We start from the raw sequence: 20,609 nt of genomic DNA, 5'->3' as shown, positions 1-20,609 counted from the left end.
GAAATGCCTGACTATCCTTTCCGCTTTGACCGTTCGGTGACCCTTCACCAGCGTGCCCGATCATCGATGGCCGGCGGGGTCAATAGCGGCATCCGCGCGGCAGAATTGCCCGTGCCTCTTTATTTCACCCATGGGCAGGGATCGCGGCTGTGGGATGTGGATGGCAACGAGTTCATCGACTATCAACTCGGTCAAGGTGCTTTGCTTTACGGCCATGCGCCGATTGGCATGGCCGACGCCGTTTCCACCCAGTCCAGGCTCGGATTTCATTTCGCATCGCAATCCGAGCTGGAAATCAAAGTGGCGGAACAACTGCGCGCGATGATTCCCCGGGCCGAGCTTGTCCGCCTCACGTGCTCCGCCACCGAGGCGGTCATGGCCTCGTTTCGCCTGGCGCGAGCCTTGACCGGACGCCGCCTCATTTTGCGCTTCGAGGGCCACTACCATGGTTGGTCCGACGAAGGACTCGTGGGCTATGGTCCATCGCCCGAAGCTTGGGGGCCCGAGCATGAACCGGCCCGGCTGCATCCCAGCGCGGGCATTATCCGCGAAGTACCGGAGCAATTCGTGGTCGCCCGCTGGAACGACGCCGAACACTTGCGGCAAGTGATCGACCGGCACCGCGGAGAATGGGCCGCCATGGTCTGCGAACCGTGCCTCTGCAACACCGGTTGCATCGAGCCCGACCCGGGCCTGCTCGACACGCTTCGCGAACTTTGCGATCGCGAACAGGCCGTGTTCATCGCGGATGAGACCATCACTGGATTTCGCTTCGGCTCAGCCGGAGCTTGTGGAGTTTACCACGCATCACCCGACCTCATCATCCTGGGGAAGGCACTCGGAGGAGGCGTGCCCTTGGCGGCTTTCGTGGGACAGGCCAGCGTTTTCGAACCCTTGGTCACCGGCAAAGTTATCCACGCGGGAACCCTCAATGCCAATCCCCTGTGCCTCGCCGCCGGAAACTGGTGTCTGGAGACCGTCGCCCAATCCTCGGACGCCCTGACCCGACTCCATCACATGGGACAACGCTTGATGCGCGGGCTCCGCGAGATTGCGGAGGTTCATTCGATTCGCTTGCGGCCGCAGGGCCCCGGCGGCGTATTCCACGCCACGCTGCTTCGCCCCGGCGTGAACGAAGGGCCGGTCCGGAGTCACCGCGACTACGTCCAAAGACACGATGCCCGGCGCTGGGCTCATTTGCGGCGATGCCTGCTTGAACACGGGGTCCGATCGATCGAACGGGGCATTTGGTTTTTGAGCCTCGCGCATACCGAGGACGATGTGGCGGAAACGCTGAGGAGAGCTTCCCTGGCGATGGCGCACCACGCTTCCACCTGGCAGCCTGCGGCCTGAACCCCGGCAACCCATACCGCCGTGAAACGTGTGCTCCTGGCCGGACTTTTCCATGAAACCCACACCTTCCTCGATCCGCGGTTGGGCCTCGCGGACGCGAAGATTCGCTCCCATGTCAGTTTGCTGGAAATGCGAGGCGATGGATCTCCGATGGGTGCGGCACTCGAGGAAGCATCGATGCTTGGCTGGGAGGTCGTTCCTGCTCTGGACCTCCGGCTCAACCCCGGTCCCCTCGTCAAAGAAGAGGTTTTCCAAACTTTTCTCGATCACTTCGAACCCACTCTGAAAAGCGCCCTCGCGTCCGGCCTTGACGGAATCCTCCTGATCCTTCACGGCGCCATGGTGACGGAGGAACGGTGCGACGTGGAAGGCGATCTGCTCCGTCGGATTCGAAAGGATCCAGCCGCCAAAGCCATTCCCATTTTCGGCGTCTATGATCTGCACGCGCATTTCAGTGATGCCATGGGGCGATACGCCAACGGCCTCGTCGCCTATCGGGAGAATCCACATACCGACGCGGCCGGGGCATCCAGGCGGGCGGCAAGACTCCTCGATCGAGCCATGAGTGATTCGGCTTCTGGTGTCCGTCCAAAGCAGTTTTTCCTCAGGACTCCCATCCTCTGGCCGCCCGGCGGAACCGGATCCGCGCATCGTCCTCTGCGAGCTTTGCTCGATCTTGCCCGGGAGCTGGAAGCCCGTGACGATGATTTCTGGGCCGTGAGCGTGAATGCGGGATTCGCTTTCGGCGACGTGCCCGACGCCGGCGTCGCGTTCAATATCATCAGCACCGGCCCGGAACTCCGTGCTGCCGCAGCCTTGCAGGAGTTAGGGAACCTGGCCTGGCAACTTCGAGAAGAAGGATTGCCCTTGGAAATCGAACCGTCGTCCGCAATCGCAAAGGCGAAAGCGTTCTCCGATGGGCTGACCGTCCTGGCGGAACCCTCGGACAATATCGGCGCGGGTGCTCCCGGCGACGGCACCGGCCTTCTGCGCGCTTTCCTCGAACAGGATGTTCGAAACGCGGCGATGGCAATTGCGGATCCCTCTGCGGTGAATGTGCTCTGGCCCCTTCCCCTTGGAACCGTCACGGCGATCGCGATCGGTGGAAAGGGAAGCCGTCTCGATCCGGGGCCGGTCGAATTGAATGTGGAGCTCATTTCCAGATCCGATGGCAGGTTCGATCTCGAGAATCCATGCAGCCATTTGGCCTCTCTGTGCGGACGATCCTTCGAGATGGGACCCTGCGCCGTGGTGCGTCATCGCGGGCTCCTGATTTTGCTCACATCCCGGCCCACTCCGCCCATGGATCTGGGACAATGGCACAGCCAGGGCATCCATCCTGAACGGTTGTCCATGATCGGGGTGAAAGCTGCGGTGGCGCACCGCGCGGCATTCGACCCAATCGCGGCAAGGCATTTTACCATCGTCACGCCAGGCCCCTGCACGAGTCAGCTTTCCGCGCTGCCTTATCGGAGAATTCGGCGTCCGATCTTTCCGCTCGATCGATTTTGAATCATGCGACGCTGGGTGGCCCGGCCGGCTGAAGGACACCCGGTGCATCCAGAGGCTGTCGGTGACCGGGTTGTCGTGGTCACGCAGACAGCCCTGTCTGCGGTGGCGCAGCCTGCGGGGCGACGCAGCGAACCCGGCGCGTGGAGAGCATGGAAGGGCCTCGTTCTTCACCCGCCGGGCCGACGGGCCGTCGGCGATACGGCAGGCCGGGCAGCCTGCGCCACACTTCAGACAATTTCGGGATGCACGGAAGGACAAAGATCTTCCCACGCGCTGCTTTTCAATTGCGAAGGCGGGTTCTAGGCTGGCGGTCCCGATGCTTGAAAGCCTCTCCACCCTTCAGCAATTCGTCGTCCCCGACCTGTGGCAACAACAGGCCGTAAGCGCGCTCCGCGAAGGATCGGACGTCGTGGTTCACGCTCCGACAGGTGCGGGCAAAACCCTCATCTTCGAACTGTGGTCGCACCAAGGGCATCCCAAGGGACAGGCCATCTATACGGTTCCCACCCGCGCCCTGGCCAACGACAAGCTGGCCGAATGGAGAGCTCGCGGATGGAACGTGGGCATCGCCACCGGAGATCTTTCGGACAATCTGGATGCGCCGATTGTGGTGGCCACGCTTGAAACTCAGAAGCGACGGCTTCTGCAAGGCCACGGGCCCGCCCTGCTCGTCATCGATGAATACCAAATGCTGGGCGATCCCGATCGGGGGCTGAACTATGAACTGGCCATGGCGCTCGCGCCTCAGGCCACGCAACTGCTGCTGCTGAGCGGCAGCGTCGCCAATCCCCAGGACATCGTGCGGTGGCTGCGTCGCATCGGACGCCAGGCCAGCCTTGTTCGCACCGATCTCCGTCCCGTGCCTTTGGAAGAAGTCGAACTCAATCAAATCAGCGTGCATGTGCCGCCCGATATCCGTGGCTATTGGCCGCGTGCGGTGGCGAAAGCCCTGGCCGAAGACTTGGGCCCCATCCTGCTGTTCGCTCCCCGTCGATCCTCCGCCGAAAGCCTCGCCGCCGAAATCGCGCGGATACTTCCTGTTCCTCACCCCCTGAGCTTGACCCCTGAACAGCGGCATATCGCGGGAGAATCCCTCACCCGCATGCTCCGCACCCGCGTTGCCTACCATCACAGCGGCCTCAGTTACGCCGTCAGGGCGGGCGTGATCGAACCCCTCGCCAAAGCCGGCCAACTGCGCGTGGTGGTCGCCACCATGGGATTGGCAGCCGGCATTAACTTTTCCCTGCGCAGCGTCGCCCTGGCCGGCGATTCCTACCGGCGGGATGCGGTGGAACATCCGCTCCGCTCGGACGAAATTCTGCAGATGTTCGGACGCGCCGGGCGGCGGGGCATCGACGAAACAGGCTACGTGCTTGTCACCGAAAATGACGTTCGTCTCCGCGAAGCGCAGCCCGCGCACTTGGCGCGGAATGGACTCGTGGACTGGCCCGCGCTCCTGGGAATCATGGACGCCGCCACCGAGGCCGGACTGGAACCTTATCGGGCGGCGGTCCAGGCCCAGGAACGGCTTTTCACTTCCAAGCCCATCTTCATCGGGGTCGAAAGCAGTCTGCGATTTCCGAACGCCGCCTGCGGATTGAACACCGACTTCGAGCGGGCCCGGCATGTGCGGCAAAAAATCCGTCAATTCCTTTCCTCCACCGGCGCTTGGGAAACGCACCACGGGCCGCAAGAGACGGAAGCAGGGCTTCTCGTCGAAGTCCTTCCCGCGCCAACTGAAAGGCCCGAAACCAACTGCCGTTGTCGTCCGGCGCTCGAAAATCCCGAGTTCGCGCGCATTGTGGGCGAAGGCGAACCCGTCGCGCTCGCCGCCGAACACGATGCGACGCGTTATGGAGTCCTCTTCCCGCTGGGATCCAGATTATCCGGTGGCGAGATCTACCTTGCCAAGCGCGTGCGCCGAATGCTCCCGGTCCGTTCACGAAAACTCGCGGTCACGGAATGGGACAAGGTGTCAACCGGGCTCCCCAAGGCTCTCGCGGCTTTGGGTTACGCTTTGGTGAGAGTGGAAGAAAAGGATCAACAACTCTTTGCCGTCGCCGATCTCTCGAAACGTCCCGCCAAGGGGATTCGTGACACGGCGGGCGCCATCCTCTGGCGTCCGCCACAAAGGGAATTGCCTCCACCCGCATGTGAAGCCTGCCCGGAAAAGGCTCAATGCTTGCAGATCGAAGGCGGCCGGGGCGTCGTCCATATCTGGAGGCGCCTCGGATTGCTGGACGCACGTGGTCATCCAAGCCGGCGCGGTAAAATCGTCAGTTTCTTCCATCAAGGGGATGGACTCGCGATTGCTGCCGCTCTCGAGGACGAGGGCTACCCCATTGAAGAATTGGTTTTTGATCTCGCGAATTTGGACGCGGGATTTCGTTTTGCGGGCGACGACGGACGCTGGGGCGGACGCCTTGCGGTGGCCTGCCGGCGACGATTCGGGAACCAAACCATCACGGGTTACCTCGAGGACGGATTGCCTCTAAAGTATGGGGCGGGAGCCGAAGCCGTGGTGGCCGCGGTTCACAAAGACCCGTCCTCAAAACACGCCTGGATTCGGGAGCATTTGGGAGCAGGTGACATCGACCGAGCCATCATCGAGTGGCGGAGCACGCTGCGGCAGGTTGCTCATGCGCCTTCGCTCGCATGGACGCGATGGGAACTACTCCAAGCCAAAGCCAGGGAATTGCTGAGGGAGACAGAATCCCCCACAAACCGGGAACTTCCCCCGCTCGACTATGCCCAAACGAAACGCCTCGAACATCGACTGGTCTTGCGCAGGAGGTGATCGGACATCGTGTTGGCCAGCCGGGTTGAGTTTCAGTTCGTCCAACTTTCTGCCTTCATGCTCGGGTCCTCTGCGTCCATGTCGAAGAGGGCCAGTTTGCCGCTTCGCTTCATCCTGCCAGTCAATGGCGATCATCCTTCAGGCGTCAGTGGAGCAAGCTCTCCACAGGGTCGCGGAGACGCCGAGGAAGGAAATCCGACTGATGCTTTGTGATCCGCGCAAGCGGCTTGGAGTGCGGCAGCCCTCTGCCGCTTTGTAGCGTGGGGTCGATCTCATCGCGTCTGAAAGCGCCAGAGGGCTGGTGCACTCCAAAACCTGGCGGAGCCATCACCACCCTCAAAAACCCTGGCCTCGAGGTTGGCGGCGATTTTCACCTTGAGCGGCGTTCAACTTGTTTCGATTGGGAAGACCAAATTGGCCGCCTGCCATTCCGGGCACTTCATTTCCTGGAACGCTGCCATGCCACCCATCACGTTTTGCACCCGCGAAAAGCCGTTCGCGAGAAGCAGGCTCGCGCCAAGGCTGCTTCGATAGCCGCTCCCGCAAAGCACAGCCATCGGCCGGTCCTTGGGCAATGAACCCATACCACGTGCGAGCCTCGGCAGCGGAATCGCGAGCGCCCCCTCGATGTGACCCAATTCCCATTCGCCCGGCGTGCGCACGTCGAGCACTCCAGGGGCGTCACCGCGCTTGAGCGCGGACTTGAGATCGCACACGCTGACCTGGGTCAACTGCCGCAGTTCCTGAAGCGAGTCGGCCAGTGCGTAACCAGCCACACTGTCAAAGCCGATGCGGGCCAGATGGAGCCTTGCCTCGACAGCAGCCTCGGCGGAACCAACCACCAGGGCGATGGTTCTCCCCCCGGCACAAAAAACCCCGCCCAGGTCGAGAACAACGCACTCCCCAAACCGATGTTCAGGCTTCCTGGAAAATGACCCGCACCGAAGAACGGCGCGGGGCGAGTGTCGATCACCAAGGCGCCCTGGCCCGCGGCGCGCTTGAGTTCGGCTTCGGCCAGAACGCGCAACGGCGGCAATGGACTGAACGGAGCCGCGCCGCGCAGGTTCACGCCGACATCGTAGGCAAAATACGCGGGACGGTCAGGCAGGTTGGCGGTCATCCGCCCCACGAACTCGGTCCGGTCGCGAATCTGCGCGGCCCAGTTGAACTGCTTCTCCTGCTCCACCGTCGAAAAGGGCGCGGAACCGAGCGCGCGCCCGCAGAGCGAGCCGGCGCTGTGGGCCGGATAGATCCTGACGCCGCCGGGAAGCGCAAGGATCTTGTTGAACAGCGAATCGTAGAGCTGGCTCGCGAGCTCTGCCGGATCGGCATCGGCATCGCGCAGGTCGGGCCGGCCCACGTCGTTGACAAAGAGCAGGTCGCCGGTGAACACGGCCACGGGGCTGGCTTGCTCGCGCAGGAGAAAGCTCAGGCTGTCCGGCGAATGGCCGGGAGTCTCCAGCACCTCGACTTCCAGCGATCCCACACGAATCCGCTGACCGTCGGAAGCAGGCACCCGGTCGTAGGTCACGGGCGCGCGGTGCGAGGTGTAAATCCTCGCTCCGGTGCGGGCCGCGAGTTCAGGGAAACCGCTGGCAAAATCGGCGTGTGGATGGGTGTTGAAGAGGGCCGTGATTTTCAATCCCGCCCGGCCCGCATCGGCCAGGTAATCGTCCACGTCGCGTTTGGGATCCACCACGGCGGCCTCGCCATCCGCCCCGAACAGGTAGGAGGCGTGGGCAAGCCCGTCGACAAAGTAGCGCTGAAGATGCATAAGGTGTCCTTTCCGGTTGTTCGCCGAGGCGAAATCGATGTTTACGCCCGTCCTTTCAACATGCCGTGCCAGTAGAGGAGCGGAAGCACGTAGCGTTTCAGGAGCCACAACGAGAACCGCTCCTTGGCCTAGTTGAAGGGGAAGCTCTCGCACGGGTTGCCGTCGTAATCAAACTCGGCCAAAAGCATCCGCCCGCGCCGCGTGACAATGGGACAGGAAGTGTAGCCGTCATAACGCGCAGCCAGCGGCCGTCCCGAGCGAAGGGAGAGCAGATTGGCGACGAGCACGGGAGCTTGCTTGCGAATGGCGGCACCCGTCTTGCTGGTGGGCAGGCTGCTCGCGTCGCCCAGCGCAAAAATGTCAGGGAAGCGCGGATGTTGCAGCGTGTATGGGTCCGCTTCAACCCAGCCCGAGGGGTCCGCCAGCGGGCTGGTCTTGATGAAGTCCGGCGCGCTCATGGGCGGGGTGACGTGCAAAAGGTCGAAGCGCACCGGGTCCCGTGCCCGGGTGTCGAGGTTTTCCAGGACCGCCACGCGCTCGCCGCCGCGCACTTCCACGAGGTGATGGCGGAGCCGGGTTTCGATGCCACGCGCGGCGGCGATGCGTTCCAGCGCGGCGCGATACTTTGCCACCCCGAAAAGGGCGGCGCCCGGCGTGACATAGACAACGCGGCTCTGCTCGCGCACGCCCTGACGACGAATCCAATCTTCCGCGAGGTACATGATTTTCTGCGGGGCTCCGCCGCATTTGACCGCCGTGTTGGGCATGGTGAACAGCGCCGTGCCGCCGCGAAAACCACTCAGGGCCTCCCACGGCGAATCCACCGTGTCGTAACTGTAGTTGGAACAAACCCCGTTCCGTCCGATGCTCTCCCGCAGCCCGGGAACCGCGCTCCAGTCAAGCTGCAAGCCCGGGCAGACCACCATTTGCTCGTAGGTGTGCAGCCTGCCCTCCGCCGTGATGACGGTCTTGAGCTTCGGCCGGAATTCCATGGCGGCGCCACGCAGCCATTCCACCCCGTGCGGCATCACATCCGATTCGTCGCGCACCGTGGATTCCTTCTTCACCACACCGCCTCCCACCAGCGTCCAAAGCGGCTGATAATAGTGCCGGGAGGAAGGTTCGATGACCCCGATGGAAAGTTCAGCCCTCGCCCGGCGCAAACGCACCGCCACCGTAAGGCCCGCCGTGCCACCGCCGACGATAAGAATGGAGTGATGAGTCGAAGTCATGATCGCTTGAAAAGAAGGGCCGCGATCGCGGTCCAGTTGTTCATCAGGACAATTCCCGCCATGATGAGCAGGAGCCAGCCGAAGACACGCCGCAGCAGGGCGGGCCCCCACCGTCCGCTCAACCGCAGGCCCGCGGTCATCCCCACCAGGGCCGCGAGCAGATATCCGCCGGTCATGCCCCACGCGATGGGCTCGCGACCCAAGTGCCCGACCCAGCCGGCCAAGGAATTAACCGCGATGACCGCCAGCGAGGTCCCCGTGGCCACAGCCATCGGAAGCCGGGCGAACAGGATCATCGCCGGAACGAGCAGAAACCCGTGAGGAACCCGACTCCGAATCCCGCCAGACCGCAGCGAAGAGGACGACAGTCGGGCAGCGGACGAATGTCCTCGTCCCCGCGCCGTGAGAGCATCCGCCACGCCACGGCCGCCATCAATCCTGCGAACACCAGCATCAAGACTTCCGTGGGGACGAGCCGGGTGAACTGAGCGCCGGCCAGCGAACCCGTCATGCCGGCGCCGCCAAACAACGCCGCCGCTTGTCCATGGACCAATTTTTGCCGGTGTTTCCACCACGCCCCGGCGGCGCTGGTTCCCCCCACGATGGCGAGCGACATGCCGACCGCCGACACGACCGGTACGCCGGCGACGTGGACGAGCACCGGCAAGGTCAGGATGGAACCGCCGCTTCCGAGGAGGCCCAGCGACAAACCGATGCCGACGGCCAGAACCAGCGCGATGAGGATGTTCGAGTCCATGAGACGCCGCTCAAGGGTTGCCGGCCCCCGCGCACTCCCGGGTCGGACGGTTCCATGGCATCCTGGCGAGGAGCAATCCCATGCCGCACCAATCCGTGATCGCGGCCAGGACGAGTCCTGCGCCCACCAACCAGGTCAGTCCGATCGCCGGCGGCCAAAGCCATGAACTTCCCAGTCCCGCCAGGACGAGCACCCCGGCGGTGAAGCGCACCTGGCGCTCCAGCGCCCAAGGTGCCCGATCGTCCTTTTCCAGCGGCAGACCGGCCTTTTCCCAGGCGAGCAACCCGCCCTCGAGTTGATGCACGCGGGCAAAGCCGAGCCTGGCCAACCGTGCTGCGGCTTGGGCGGATCGCCGTCCGGAGCGGCCGATGCAGATCATCGGGAGGTTTCGATCCCAGTCACGAACCCGTGATTCAAGTTCATCCAGCGGAAGCAGGCGGGCACCGGCGATGCGTCCGGCGGCAAACTCCGGGTGGGTCCGCACATCCACCAACTCGAAGCGTTCGCCGTTCCCGAGGCGGGCGCGCAGCTCCGGCGGGGTGAGATTCCCGTTGAGCGGCAGGGTCAGATTCGGTAAGGTCGTCATATTGTTATTCGACTATATGATCATTCAGTAATATGTCAAGACCGCACTCGAAGTTCCGATTGACCGCGCCGAAATCCCTTCCCCCGGGGGCGCTGGAGTTGGTGGCCGCGCGTTTTCGCCTGCTGGCCGAGCCCATGCGTCTCCGCCTGCTTCACGAATTGCGGGGTGGGGAAAAATCCGTGACCGCGCTGGTCGAAGCCACCGGGGCGGGCCAGGCCAACGTCTCCAAGCACCTCAGTCTGCTGGCGGGCGCCGGCATGGTGGGGCGGCGCAAACAGGGCTTGAACGTCCACTATTTCATCGCGGACGAGTCCCTGTTCGAATTGTGCGACCTCGTCTGCGGACGTTTGCAGGAAGAGTTGGCAGCGAAAACGGCTTGGCTCGCAGGATCAGCGGGCCGGGAGACGCCAAGCCCATCTCCATCGCGCCGTCCGTGAGCCCGGCGTTCCGCCCCGAACGGCGTGAAGGACACCCGGGGCAGCCGTTCTCATTTTGATTGATCAAGGTAGGGCGCGCACTCCGCTGCGCGCCGAAACCGGGTGTTTCCAAGGGCGGCGCGCACGGAGTGACGCGCCCTACCCACCACAATGAGAACGGCTGCACCCAGGGCGGATTACAGAGGCGTCCGTCCGGCAAATCCGGCGCGGAGGTCATGCCAGTACTCGATGGCATCCTCGCCACGCTGCCAGCACAAGAACACTTCGCGACCTCCAATCACGGCCGGAAAATCAATGAGCCAGCGATCCAAGTCCTTGATCTGGATTTCGAGCGCGCGGAATTTATCCAAGAGTTCCTGCAAACGGGTTTGCAACTTCAAGGAGCGGTTGACCGCATCGCCGCCGAGATCCTCACCCGCCGCCGCGCGTTCCGCCAAACCGGGATCAATCGCCTCCAGCCGGTGACGCAGATCCTCGATTTCCGAAAACCATCGGCGGACGTCCGGCAAGAGCGCCTCGGCCTGATCTCTGGTGTAGTGTCGTTGGAAGATGAAAGGCATGAAGCTGGACTCGGCGATCAGGGAGCGTTTGGAGTCTCGTTCAGTTTTCTGCGCACATCCTCATTCGCTTCAAGCTCGAGGGATTTCTTCCACGCTTCGCGGGCCTTGGCGGGCTCCTTCAGGGCTTGGTGGATGTCGCCCAGGTGGTCGTAAAGCGTGGGGTCAGGCTCCTCGATGTTCGCCAGGGCTTTCTGCATCCAGGCCATGGCTTCCTGCGGCTTGTTCAAACGAAACAACACCCAGGCCATGCTATCGAGAAACGCCCCGTTCTTGGGCTCTTCCAGCAAAGCTCGCTCGATCAGTCCCCTGGCTTCCTTCAGGTTTTCCCCGCGATCCGCCCACATATAGCCGAGGTAATTCAAGGCTTCGGCGAACTTCGGAGCGAGTTCGATGCTTTTGCGCAGAGCGGTCTCGGCGGAAGCAAAATCCTTTCTCCGCTCGTGGACGGCGCCCAGTTGAAAGTAGAAAAGGTGATTGAGCCGGGCCGGATCATCCCCTTTCGCCACCACCTCCGCTTCGATGAGATGTTTGAGCGCTTCATCGTATTGCTTCTGCCGAAAGCGGGCCAAGGCAAGGTAGAACTCGACCGCAAAGCGGTTCTTCAGTTTTTCGCGAGCGGAACGCAAAAGCTCGACCGCCTCGTCGAATCGATTCTTGGACAGGAGGACCGATGACAAATCGAAATAGGCCTCCTCCATGTCGGGCTTCAATCGAAGCGCCCGCTGGTAAGCTTCCACCGCCTGGTCGGGTTTCTTGTCCTCCGCATAGAGTCCGCCGAGCAGATATTGAACATTGGGATTGGTGGGGCTGGCGCGGCCAAGGGCCTCGAGTTGTTCGATGGCACGGGCCCGATCACCCGTTTTCAAATAGAGGCCCAGCAACCGGCTCTTCAGGGCCGTCACCGAGGGGAACCGCTTCAGAAGTTCGAGATACAAAGCCTCGGCTTTCTTGAACTCCCGGGATGCTTCGTAAAGTACGGCGGCGCGCTGAATGGCCAGCGGATTGGCCTCGGGCTTCTCCACCTCACAGCGCTCCAGCAACTCCAGCGTGAGCGTGCGGGATTTTTCCCGGTGGGGGCCTTCGACCCCCTGTAACGCCACGCCGATCTCCGCGATGCCGATCAAATAATCCTGGTTGGTGGCGGGGCGACGGGCGGCGGACTCCAAGACTTTCAGGCCGAGCGCAGGTTGTTTGTCCCGCAAGTGCGCCAAGGCCAGGCCGCGATGGGCCAATGGATTGTCCGGGGCGGTCAGCACCGCTCTCTTGCCCTCCTGAATCGCCGCTTTGGGCTGCTGATCCTCAAGATAAGCGGTCGCAAGCAACACATGCAGAACCGGAGGCGGATCGGGAATGGCGATCGCCTTCCGCAGTATCTCAATCGCCTTCTTGGCGTTTTTTTGCTGGAGATGCCGCTGCGCCACTTCGATCACCAAATCGTCGTTCCCGGGATCGTGCAGGACCGAGTCCGTGTACGACTGCAACGCCTTGTCCCCTTCCCGCCGCAATTCCTGCAGCACACCTTGGGCGAATGCGGCATGGGCGCGAGCCACCCGCTCGACCTCGGGGTCCGAGGGGATGGAAAGCAACTCGCCGTCCCGGCTGGACTGAACGGATCGGGGAGTCGAGGAACAACCCGCGGCCAGCGCGACAAGGACCGCGGTGGCGACCAGGGGTGCGAGCGCGGCCAGGGGGGAGAGCGCCTTCCCCTGTGGAGGGGACGGTCGTGAATGGGTAGAACACGCGTCCGCCATAATAGAGCAGACCCAGCGCGGCCTCGCTGAGGGAGACCGCGCTGGGTTGTAAAGATCGCGGGACCGTTGGCGACGAGAGGCCGCCTGGCTACCTCTGCCAGGTGCGCTTTTTATGCCGGTTGGCTCTCAACTGCTTCCGGCGCTTATGTTTGTTAATCTTGGCCTTCCGGCGCTTTTTCAGTGATCCCATAAATGGATGTCCGATGATTCAGATCAGTAAACAACTTTGTTGAGCGGATACTCAATAATGCCTTCCGCCCCTTCGGCTTTAAGCCTGGGGATTAACTCACGAACCACGTGCTCGTCAATGATTGTCTCCACTGCGACCCATCCGCCAGCACTCAAACTGGACACGGTGGGATTGCGCAGCGCCGGCAACTTGGAGAGCAAACCGGCCAGTTTCTTCTCGGGAATGTTCATCTTCAATCCCACTTTCGCCTCGGCCTCGATCGCCCCCCGGAGCAGCAATGCCAGCGTCTCAATCTTTTCCCGCTTCCAAACGTGACGCCAAGCATCGTGATTGGCAATCAACCTCGGCGTCGAGACGAGCAGCGTATCGACAATTCGGAGTTTGTTGGCTCGGAGCGAGGACCCGGTCTCGGTGATCTCCACGATCGCATCCACAAGTTCGTGCGCTTTGACCTCCGTGGCGCCCCAGGAAAACTCCACCGCCGCTTTAACCTTGTGCCGGCGAAGGTAGCGGCGAGTCAGCTTGACCACTTCGGTCGCGATGCGCTTTCCCTTCAAATCCTTGACGCTGCGAACGGGTGAATCCTCAGGAACGGCCAGCACCCAGCGCGACGGCTGTCGCGTGGCCTTGCTGAACATGAACTCTCCCACCTCGTGCACCCGGGATCCATTCTCCTGAATCCAGTCGAGCCCGGTGATCCCGGCATCCAAATATCCCAACTCCACATACCGGCTCACTTCCTGAGCGCGGATGAGGCGGATTTCCAATTCCGGATCGTCCACATAGGGAATGTAAGAACGGCTGCTGACCTGGACATTGAATCCGGCCTTGGCCATTTTCTCGATCGTCGCGTCCTGCAAACTCCCCTTGGGAAGGCCGAGCCGCAGGACCGTCTGCTTAGCGGTCATGCAATTCCTTTCGCAAAGTTTGTTTCGCCATCGTCCGGGCGTATTCCCGAGCGGAAGGCTTCACCTGGGTCGTCGGATTGATGACCCATCGGCGGCGGAGCGTCACGTTGCCCGGACGCTTGATCTTGAGTTTTGCTTTCACACACGATGTTCGTTTGCTTTCCCACGGTCCGTCCCCGATCAGGCGGCCGAGGGCTTCCGCGCCACGGTTCGTCTTCCGTGAACTTCAAGATTGCCGGACAACCATCGCTTCAAAGCCGCCGGATACAACCGCCGCTCCGCCTCTTGAATGCGCGCATGCAGGGACTCCGGCGTGTCGTCCTCCAGAACCGGAACCGCCTCCTGCGCGACGATCGGGCCGGTGTCGATGCCCTGATCCACGAGGTGCACCGTGCAACCCGCGACCTTGGCGCCGTAATCCAGCGCCTGCCGCCAGGCTTCCAATCCGGGGAACGCCGGAAGCAAAGAGGGGTGGATATTCAGGACCTTGCCGGGAAATGCACGCAGAAAATCACCCTTTAAGACCCTCATGAAACCTGCCAGAACCACGCAGTCCACGTCGGCTTCGCGCAAGACCCGCACGCATTCCGCCTCGGCCCGTTCATCGAGTTTGGTGCGAAAACGGCCGGGATCGATGGCGCGGGCGTCAATGCCGTGTTCCCGGGCGCGTTCCAGGATGCCCGCCGACGCAACGTCGGAGATCACCAGAACCGGGAGGGCGGGCAGTTCACCCTGGGCACAGGCGCGCGCAATGGCGACAAAGTTCGAACCTTTGCCGGACCCAAGAAAGCCAAGCCGCGGAGGCTTCAACGCTGGAACTGCAGCGGCGCCGCTCCGGGCATCTCGTGCGCGCAAGGCTGGTTGGTCGGCGCGTCAGGCGTGCGGGCATTGGGCGCCACCAACTGATAGGAGAGCATGAAGGCTTCGACCTCCTCACCGCTGATGTCCGCCAGCATGCGCCCGTCAATTTCAACACACGGGCTCAACATTTGTCCGCTCTTGCGAATCATCTCCTCGCGCTGCGCGGGGTCGTTGATGATGTCCCGATCCTCGAAGGGAAGGTCATACTTGCGCATGACCGCGCGCACTCCCTGGCTCCATCCGCAATGCGGCTTCAAATAAGCGATGATCTTAGGTTTGCTCATAAATCAAGAACAGACATAGGTTGCCACACCCCCCGGAATTGGCAACTGCGAAGATGGAGCCTAAATCCGCGCCCGTGTATCCCGATGTTGTTGGTAGGACGAGCCTGTCCCAGCCCGCCGCCCACTGGATGCAAAACATCATGCTCCGGCGGCGCGCCGGGACGGACGCACCCTACCTGCATCAACGGCAACATCGGGATGCACCGAATCCGCGCGTAAGATTTCCTCCGGAGTCGCGAATGGTGGTTCGTGCGGTTGAAAGAGGCGCGGATTTAGAACGGCCCGCTGTCGCGGGCGTGATCGATGGCATGTCGATGATGCGAACCTGTCCATCGCACCTCCAGACGTCGTGGAAACAAGCGTTGCTGCGTGTTACGAGTGGCTTGGGGTAGAAACTCGCGCGGGCTCGCGCCACGTGCGACACGAGGGAAAACCACGCCTCCCATCCGGAATTTGCTCGCCTCGCGAGGAGGCGAATCGCTTTGATGGAGGCGCGCCCTGCAAGATCATGCCCGATTCCACGCCGCATTCATCGCGCGTCACCAGGATTCTGGAACGGAGTCCGTCGTGGATCTTCGTTCTCTTCGCCGTCGCGTCTGCCTTTTCCACTTATTTCTGCATGTACGCGTTCCGCAAGCCGTTTGCCGCGGCGCGTTTCGACGGGGAGTTTTTTGCGGGCTCCCTTGTGGCGCTCAAAACCGCGATCGTCGTCAGCCAGATCCTTGGGTACGCCTGCTCCAAGTACATCGGCATCAAAGTCTGTTCGGAAATCTCCCCCGCCCGGCGCGCTTGGAGCCTGATCCTGCTCATCGTGTGGGCGGAGCTGGCGCTCCTGCTGTTCGCGGTGCTGCCTGGAAGCTGGAAAGTGGCCGCCATTTTTCTCAACGGACTTCCACTCGGCATGGTTTGGGGCTTGGTCGTGTGGTATCTGGAGGGGCGGCGAACGTCGGAATTCCTGCTCGCCGGCCTGAGTTGTTCCTACATCCTGTCCAGCGGCATCGTGAAGGACATCGGGCGGGCGGTTCTGGAAGGCGGCCTGGCCGCTTGGTGGCGAAAAGTCCCCCTCGCGGGCGACCTCATCAGTCCATGGCTGGCCAACGTGAATGAATCCTGGATGCCCTTTGTCACCGGACTCCACTTCCTTCCCTTGTTCTTGCTTTCGGTCTGGATGCTGAATCAACTCCCGCGACCGACGGTCGCGGACGTGGAGGAGCGCACCGCGAGGCAGCCGATGAACGCGGAGGAGCGGATGGTCTTCATCCGCCAATTTCTGCCCGGGCTGTTGATGCTCTGTGTGGCTTACTTTTTTCTGACCGCATACCGGGATTTTCGGGATAACTACCAAGTCGAACTGTTCAACGATCTGGGCTACCCCTACGCGCAACACAAAACGATCATCTCCAAAACGGAGACCTGGGTGGCCTTTGGCATCATGGGCGCTCTCGCTCTGCTGAACCTGGTACGCGATAATCGCCGGGCCTTGATTACCGCCTTCGCCATGATGTCCTTCGGACTGGTCCTCCTCGGCCTCGGAACCTTCCTTCTCGAGACGCGGCGAATCAGCGGCTACGTGTGGATGGCGCTGACCGGTTTCGGATCTTATCTGGCCTACGTTCCCTTCGGTTCGATGCTTTTTGATCGCCTGATCGCCGCCACGAAAACCGCGGGCACCGCCGTGTTCGCCATCTACCTCGCGGACGCGATCGGGTACACCGGGTCAGTGCTCGTCCAACTCTTCAAAGATCTGGCCACCGGGAACGCTTCCCGGCTGGTTTTTTTCAAGGGATTCACTTATGCGATGAGCGTCGGGGGGGCGGCGTGCTTGATGGGAGCTTGTGTTTACTTCGCGGCTCAAGCCAGACGCGCCCAACCCGGCGCCCAAGCGCCATGAATCGGCTCCTCTTCGATCGTCAATCGGGATCGCCTCTCCGCCCGGAGGTTTGGGAAGCGATGGAGCCCTGGCTGCGTTCCCGCCACGGCGATCCCTCGGCCGTCCATCAGGAAGGATTGGAAGCTCGTGACGCCCTCGAGAAGTCGCGGGAGAGTGTGGCCGCCTGCCTGGGCGCCGGATCCCCCGAGGAAATCACCTTCACTTCATGCGGAACGGAGGCGATGAATCTCGCCCTCCTCGGTGCCGCCGCCAACGCGGAATCTTCACGCCGCCATATCATCAGCACCGGTCTGGAACACCCGGCGATAGCGGAACCGTTGCGACACCTGGAAAAACGGGGCTTCACCATCACACGGGTGCAAGTGGAATCGGACGGGAGCATCCCGGTGGAACGTGTTCAAGAGTTGATCACGGAGGAGACTTTCCTCATTGCCACCCACTGGGGCCATCACGAATTCGGAACCGTTCAGCCCATCGAAGCCCTGGGCAAACTCGCCCTCGAAAGGGGGGTGCTTCTCGCCCTCGATGGCGTGGCCGCTGCCGGTTATCTCGACCTGAAGGTCCCGCCGGGAGTGTCCATGCTGAGCCTCTCCACTCACCGCTTCGGGGGGCCTCGCGGCATGGGGGTCCTCTTCAAGCGCCGAGGGGTTCGCCTGGAACCTCTCCTGTTCGGAGGTTCGCAGGAGATGGGACTGCGCGCAGGATCAGAAAACCTGCCTGCGATCATCGGAGGCGCCAAAGCGCTCGAACTCGCCACCTCCGAACTGGGTTCCACCCGCGAATCCACCGGCAAGGTCACGCGAGTCTTGTGGAACACGATCGAGGAACGTGTGCCTTATGTGAAGCTCAATGGCCCGCGCTGGGGAAACGACAGGCTGCCTCAACTCCTGCACGTTTCAGTGGAATTCGTCGAGGGTGAAGCCTTGGTGTTGGCGGGAGACTTCGCCGGATTAGCCTTATCCAGCGGACATGCGTGCGCGAACCAATCCTTGCGCGTTTCCCCATCCATGCAGGCGGTCGGCCTGCCCTATTCGCTGGCGGTGGGCAGCGTGCGCTTCAGTGTGGACCGAAACCACACCGTCGAACAGGCCGAAGCGGCCGCGGAGCGTTTCTCAAGCGTGGTCGCCAAGGTCCGGGGCATGTCTGAGGAATGGCTGGCATTCGAGCGTGGAGAGAGGGAATCCGCCTTGTTACCTGTTGATTTTCTGCTGGATTCCGAGGAAACCAAGGCTTTGCGACTGAAAAGCAGGTCCTCGCCTGATTCCCCTGATCGCCGCCTTCCCGATTGGAAAGCTTGACTCGAAGTCAGGAAAGAACGCTTCTTCCCCTTCCTCGGGTTGACTAACCTGCGGACGCCGTCAAACTGCTTTTATGATGACCGAATCTGCCCTGCAAGAAGCGCTCAAGAGCGTCAAGTATCCTGGTTATTCCCGGGATATCGTGTCCTTTGGACTGGTCAAACAAATCACCACCGCCCAAGGCGCGGTGAGCGTGCGCATCGAGCTCACTTCTCACAACAAGGAAACCGCCCAACAAATCAAGGCCGGCTGCGAGCAGGTCCTGCGCGGGCTCGAGGGCGTGCAGGCCGTGCATGTGGAGGTGCAGATGCCGCCGGCGTCCGAAACGGCAAGTCCCGGCGCCCAGGTGGCCAAAGTCAACCGTTTGCCCGGCATCCGACGTGTGATCGCCGTGGCGAGCGGCAAAGGCGGAGTCGGAAAATCCACCTGTTCGGTAAACCTCGCCTGTGGACTCCATCACTTGGGATTGCGGGTGGGGTTGTTGGATTGCGATATCTACGGCCCCAGCATTCCCCTCATGATGGGCATTCATCAGCGTCCATCCATCAGCGAGCGGGAAATGCTCGTGCCTCCCTCCAGCTTCGGAATCAAATTGATGAGCATGGGCTTCCTCATCGATGACCATCAGCCGGTGATTTGGAGGGGACCCATGATCATGAAAACGGTCCAGCAATTCCTGACTCAGGTGGAATGGGGGCAGCTGGATGTTTTGCTCGTCGATTTGCCTCCCGGGACCGGGGACGCCCAGCTCTCGCTCTGCCAGAGCGCACCCCTGGATGGCGGTGTGATCGTCACCACTCCACAGGAAGCTTCGCTGGGAGTCGTGCGGAAAGGCATGGCCATGTTTGACAAGGTCCACGTGCCCATCTTGGGCTTGATTGAAAACATGAGTTACTTCATCACCCCGGCGGGCGATCGGGTCGAGATTTTCGGCCACGGGGGTGGCCGCGCCGAAGCAGAACGCCAGAAAGTCGCTTTCCTGGGAGAAGTTCCCATTTTTACGGAAATCCGGGTCGGAGGTGATCAAGGCCGCCCTGTGACGGCGAGCGATCCCACCTCGCCCCCGGGAGCCGCTTTCTTACGCATCGCCGAGGAAGTTCATCGAAGACTGGACCTTGCGAAAGATTCGAATCACTAGCCGATAAGAATGTCGACAGAAGTTTCCAGGAACTCGTAGGCACTCATTCCGGGAGGAGAAGCGCCAGCTTCTTCTCCACGAATCTTTTAGCCGTTCCCTCTCGTTGCCGAGGAGTCAAGTAGATATGGGCAACGAAAAGAGCGATTCCCGAAACAACAGCGGGTTCGTGGCTAGCCATTGGCCTTTAACTTCTCCTCTCCTTGGCGGAGGTCAAATGCCGGATTTTAGCGGACGGCTTTCAACAGGTTTCGCTTCTGTAATCCGTTGCGGGCCAGAGGCCATTCGCACGGCATACGAGTTGCTTTGATGGTTCCCGAGAATGACGCGCGCCCATTCCATGAACCTTGGCATCGGAGCTTCCTTTACAATCGATCCGCTGCAAGCTCCGCTTTCAAAGCTACTTAAGGAGCAAGGCGTCGAGACCCACTTCTCCTATTCTCCTTCTGGACAACTCTTCCAATCTTTGGCGGCAAACGAAGGTCCTTTCATCGCTTCTCAGAATGGACTGAACCTCGTCTTCCTTCGCTGGGAGGATCTTGCGGATTTCAAGTCCGAGCTGAGCTCGAAATCTCCAGACCTGACATCACTGTCAGAGCGCTTGGTGCGATCGGTCCGTGAGTTCGTTGATCTGGTGCGCAGCAAGCTGGCGCAGCGTTCCGCGGATTTCGAGATTTGCCTCTGTCCAAGTTCCCCCAGCATCAGGGATCGCTCCGATTTCCTCACCCGCGTGGAATCCCGGGCGAGGGAATGCCTGACAACCGGCGCACGAATTCCGGGCCTGGCTGTCTATGAACTCGCGCAAATGCCAGGATTCTCTGCGCTGGGGGACCTTGACGACCCCACGGCTCGCGAATTGGCCGGCATCCCCTACGAGCCCGAATTCTTCGAGTTCATGGCCCACGCCATCGCCCGAAGAATACATTCGCGTTTTGGTCCAAGTCGCAAAGCCGTCATCCTGGATGCGGACGGAACCTTGTGGTCGGGAGTTTGCGCCGAAGACGGACTGGAGGGCATCGTGATCGACGAGCCCCGGCAAGCGATTCATCGCCTGTGCTTGCGCCTGCGCGACGAAGGCAAACTGCTGGGGCTTTGCAGCCGAAATCACGAAGCCGATGTTCTGAACGCGCTCAAGACTCATCCGTGCTCCGTGCTGAAACCAGAACACTTTGCCGTGCGCCGGATCGACTGGAACTCGAAATCCGAGAGCCTCCAATCCATCGCGGAACAGCTCGGGTTCACGACCTCCAGCCTGGTGTTCATCGATGATGACCCCGTCCAGT

The 20,609-nt window shown here is 61.7% G+C and carries 20 protein-coding genes and 1 pseudogene; 8 read left to right on the top strand and 13 right to left on the bottom strand.

The window, feature by feature from the left end; all coding sequences use genetic code 11:
- The first annotated feature begins 3 nt into the window (after positions 1-3).
- The 3 genes from FJ404_13175 to FJ404_13165 all read left to right on the top strand — a co-directional run bounded on the left by FJ404_13175 (position 4) and on the right by FJ404_13165 (position 5,662).
- Complete coding sequence (locus tag FJ404_13175; GenBank protein MBM3823814.1) at positions 4-1,353, top strand: aminotransferase class III-fold pyridoxal phosphate-dependent enzyme; 1,350 nt, start codon at positions 4-6, stop codon at positions 1,351-1,353.
- Positions 1,354-1,374: 21 nt separating this feature from the next.
- Entirely contained in the window at positions 1,375-2,865 is a 1,491-nt protein-coding gene (locus tag FJ404_13170) for a M81 family metallopeptidase (GenBank protein ID MBM3823813.1), read from the top strand.
- A 316-nt stretch (positions 2,866-3,181) separates the two neighbouring features.
- Positions 3,182-5,662: a DEAD/DEAH box helicase gene (locus tag FJ404_13165; GenBank protein MBM3823812.1), complete on the top strand. Its 2,481-nt coding sequence runs from the start codon at positions 3,182-3,184 to the stop codon at positions 5,660-5,662.
- 386 nt (positions 5,663-6,048) lie between these two features.
- Here the strand turns inward: FJ404_13165 and FJ404_13160 are convergent, their stop codons facing one another.
- The 6 genes and pseudogenes from FJ404_13160 to FJ404_13135 form a co-directional block, all read right to left on the bottom strand.
- A complete protein-coding gene (locus tag FJ404_13160) occupies positions 6,049-6,699 on the bottom strand; it encodes a rhodanese-like domain-containing protein (protein MBM3823811.1) in 651 nt (216 codons plus the stop codon).
- Positions 6,390-7,436, bottom strand: a complete 1,047-nt coding sequence (locus tag FJ404_13155; protein ID MBM3823810.1) for an MBL fold metallo-hydrolase — start codon at positions 7,434-7,436, stop codon at positions 6,390-6,392. Before FJ404_13155 ends, FJ404_13160 begins: the two co-directional genes overlap by 310 nt.
- Before the next feature lie 41 nt (positions 7,437-7,477).
- Positions 7,478-8,668: pseudogene (locus FJ404_13150) on the bottom strand (NAD(P)/FAD-dependent oxidoreductase).
- On the bottom strand, positions 8,665-8,964 hold the full coding sequence (locus tag FJ404_13145; GenBank protein MBM3823809.1) for a sulfite exporter TauE/SafE family protein: 300 nt from the start codon (positions 8,962-8,964) through the stop codon (positions 8,665-8,667). Before FJ404_13145 ends, FJ404_13150 begins: the two are co-directional and overlap by 4 nt.
- A complete protein-coding gene (locus tag FJ404_13140) occupies positions 8,961-9,425 on the bottom strand; it encodes a sulfite exporter TauE/SafE family protein (GenBank protein ID MBM3823808.1) in 465 nt (154 codons plus the stop codon). Before FJ404_13140 ends, FJ404_13145 begins: the two co-directional genes overlap by 4 nt.
- Before the next feature lie 10 nt (positions 9,426-9,435).
- Positions 9,436-10,011: a rhodanese-like domain-containing protein gene (locus FJ404_13135; protein MBM3823807.1), complete on the bottom strand. Its 576-nt coding sequence runs from the start codon at positions 10,009-10,011 to the stop codon at positions 9,436-9,438.
- A gap of 32 nt (positions 10,012-10,043) precedes the next feature.
- On the opposite strand from FJ404_13135, the gene FJ404_13130 reads away from it, so the two are divergent.
- Entirely contained in the window at positions 10,044-10,448 is a 405-nt protein-coding gene (locus FJ404_13130; protein MBM3823806.1) for a helix-turn-helix transcriptional regulator, read from the top strand.
- 176 nt (positions 10,449-10,624) lie between these two features.
- Here FJ404_13130 and FJ404_13125 read toward each other — a convergent pair whose 3' ends face one another.
- The 7 genes from FJ404_13125 to FJ404_13095 all read right to left on the bottom strand — a co-directional run bounded on the left by FJ404_13125 (position 10,625) and on the right by FJ404_13095 (position 15,196).
- A complete protein-coding gene (locus FJ404_13125) occupies positions 10,625-11,008 on the bottom strand; it encodes a DUF2203 family protein (protein ID MBM3823805.1) in 384 nt (127 codons plus the stop codon).
- 17 nt (positions 11,009-11,025) lie between these two features.
- On the bottom strand, positions 11,026-12,759 hold the full coding sequence (locus FJ404_13120; protein MBM3823804.1) for a tetratricopeptide repeat protein: 1,734 nt from the start codon (positions 12,757-12,759) through the stop codon (positions 11,026-11,028).
- Between the two features lie 88 nt (positions 12,760-12,847).
- Entirely contained in the window at positions 12,848-12,949 is a 102-nt protein-coding gene (locus FJ404_13115) for an AURKAIP1/COX24 domain-containing protein (protein ID MBM3823803.1), read from the bottom strand.
- Between the two features lie 23 nt (positions 12,950-12,972).
- Positions 12,973-13,857 carry an ATP phosphoribosyltransferase gene (locus tag FJ404_13110; protein MBM3823802.1) on the bottom strand — a complete coding sequence of 295 codons (885 nt, stop codon included), beginning with the start codon at positions 13,855-13,857 and terminating at the stop codon, positions 12,973-12,975.
- Between the two features lie 180 nt (positions 13,858-14,037).
- The gene (locus tag FJ404_13105; GenBank protein MBM3823801.1) at positions 14,038-14,667 is read right to left on the bottom strand and encodes a phosphoribosylglycinamide formyltransferase; all 630 of its coding nucleotides are present in this window, start codon (positions 14,665-14,667) and stop codon (positions 14,038-14,040) included.
- Positions 14,664-15,002 (bottom strand): glutaredoxin, encoded by a 339-nt coding sequence (locus tag FJ404_13100; GenBank protein MBM3823800.1) that lies wholly within the window; start codon positions 15,000-15,002, stop codon positions 14,664-14,666. The genes FJ404_13105 and FJ404_13100 overlap by 4 nt, the downstream gene beginning before the upstream one ends.
- A complete protein-coding gene (locus FJ404_13095) occupies positions 14,999-15,196 on the bottom strand; it encodes a hypothetical protein (GenBank protein MBM3823799.1) in 198 nt (65 codons plus the stop codon). The genes FJ404_13100 and FJ404_13095 overlap by 4 nt, the downstream gene beginning before the upstream one ends.
- 314 nt (positions 15,197-15,510) lie before the next feature.
- On the opposite strand from FJ404_13095, the gene FJ404_13090 reads away from it, so the two are divergent.
- From FJ404_13090 to FJ404_13075, 4 genes are all read left to right on the top strand, one after another.
- Complete coding sequence (locus tag FJ404_13090) at positions 15,511-16,893, top strand: hypothetical protein (protein ID MBM3823798.1); 1,383 nt, start codon at positions 15,511-15,513, stop codon at positions 16,891-16,893.
- A complete protein-coding gene (locus FJ404_13085; GenBank protein MBM3823797.1) occupies positions 16,890-18,191 on the top strand; it encodes a cysteine desulfurase in 1,302 nt (433 codons plus the stop codon). Before FJ404_13090 ends, FJ404_13085 begins: the two co-directional genes overlap by 4 nt.
- A gap of 76 nt (positions 18,192-18,267) precedes the next feature.
- The gene (locus FJ404_13080; GenBank protein MBM3823796.1) at positions 18,268-19,329 is read left to right on the top strand and encodes an Mrp/NBP35 family ATP-binding protein; all 1,062 of its coding nucleotides are present in this window, start codon (positions 18,268-18,270) and stop codon (positions 19,327-19,329) included.
- Positions 19,330-19,648: 319 nt separating this feature from the next.
- Positions 19,649-20,609, top strand: a 961-nt coding sequence (locus FJ404_13075) for an HAD-IIIC family phosphatase (protein MBM3823795.1), incomplete at its 3' end; no start/stop codon positions are given.

The sequence above is a fragment of the Verrucomicrobiota bacterium genome (assembly GCA_016871495.1).
Classification (GTDB): domain Bacteria; phylum Verrucomicrobiota; class Verrucomicrobiia; order Limisphaerales; family VHDF01; genus VHDF01.
Note: the sequence above shows the minus strand (reverse complement) of the source record. Positions and strands in the feature narration are given on the sequence as shown.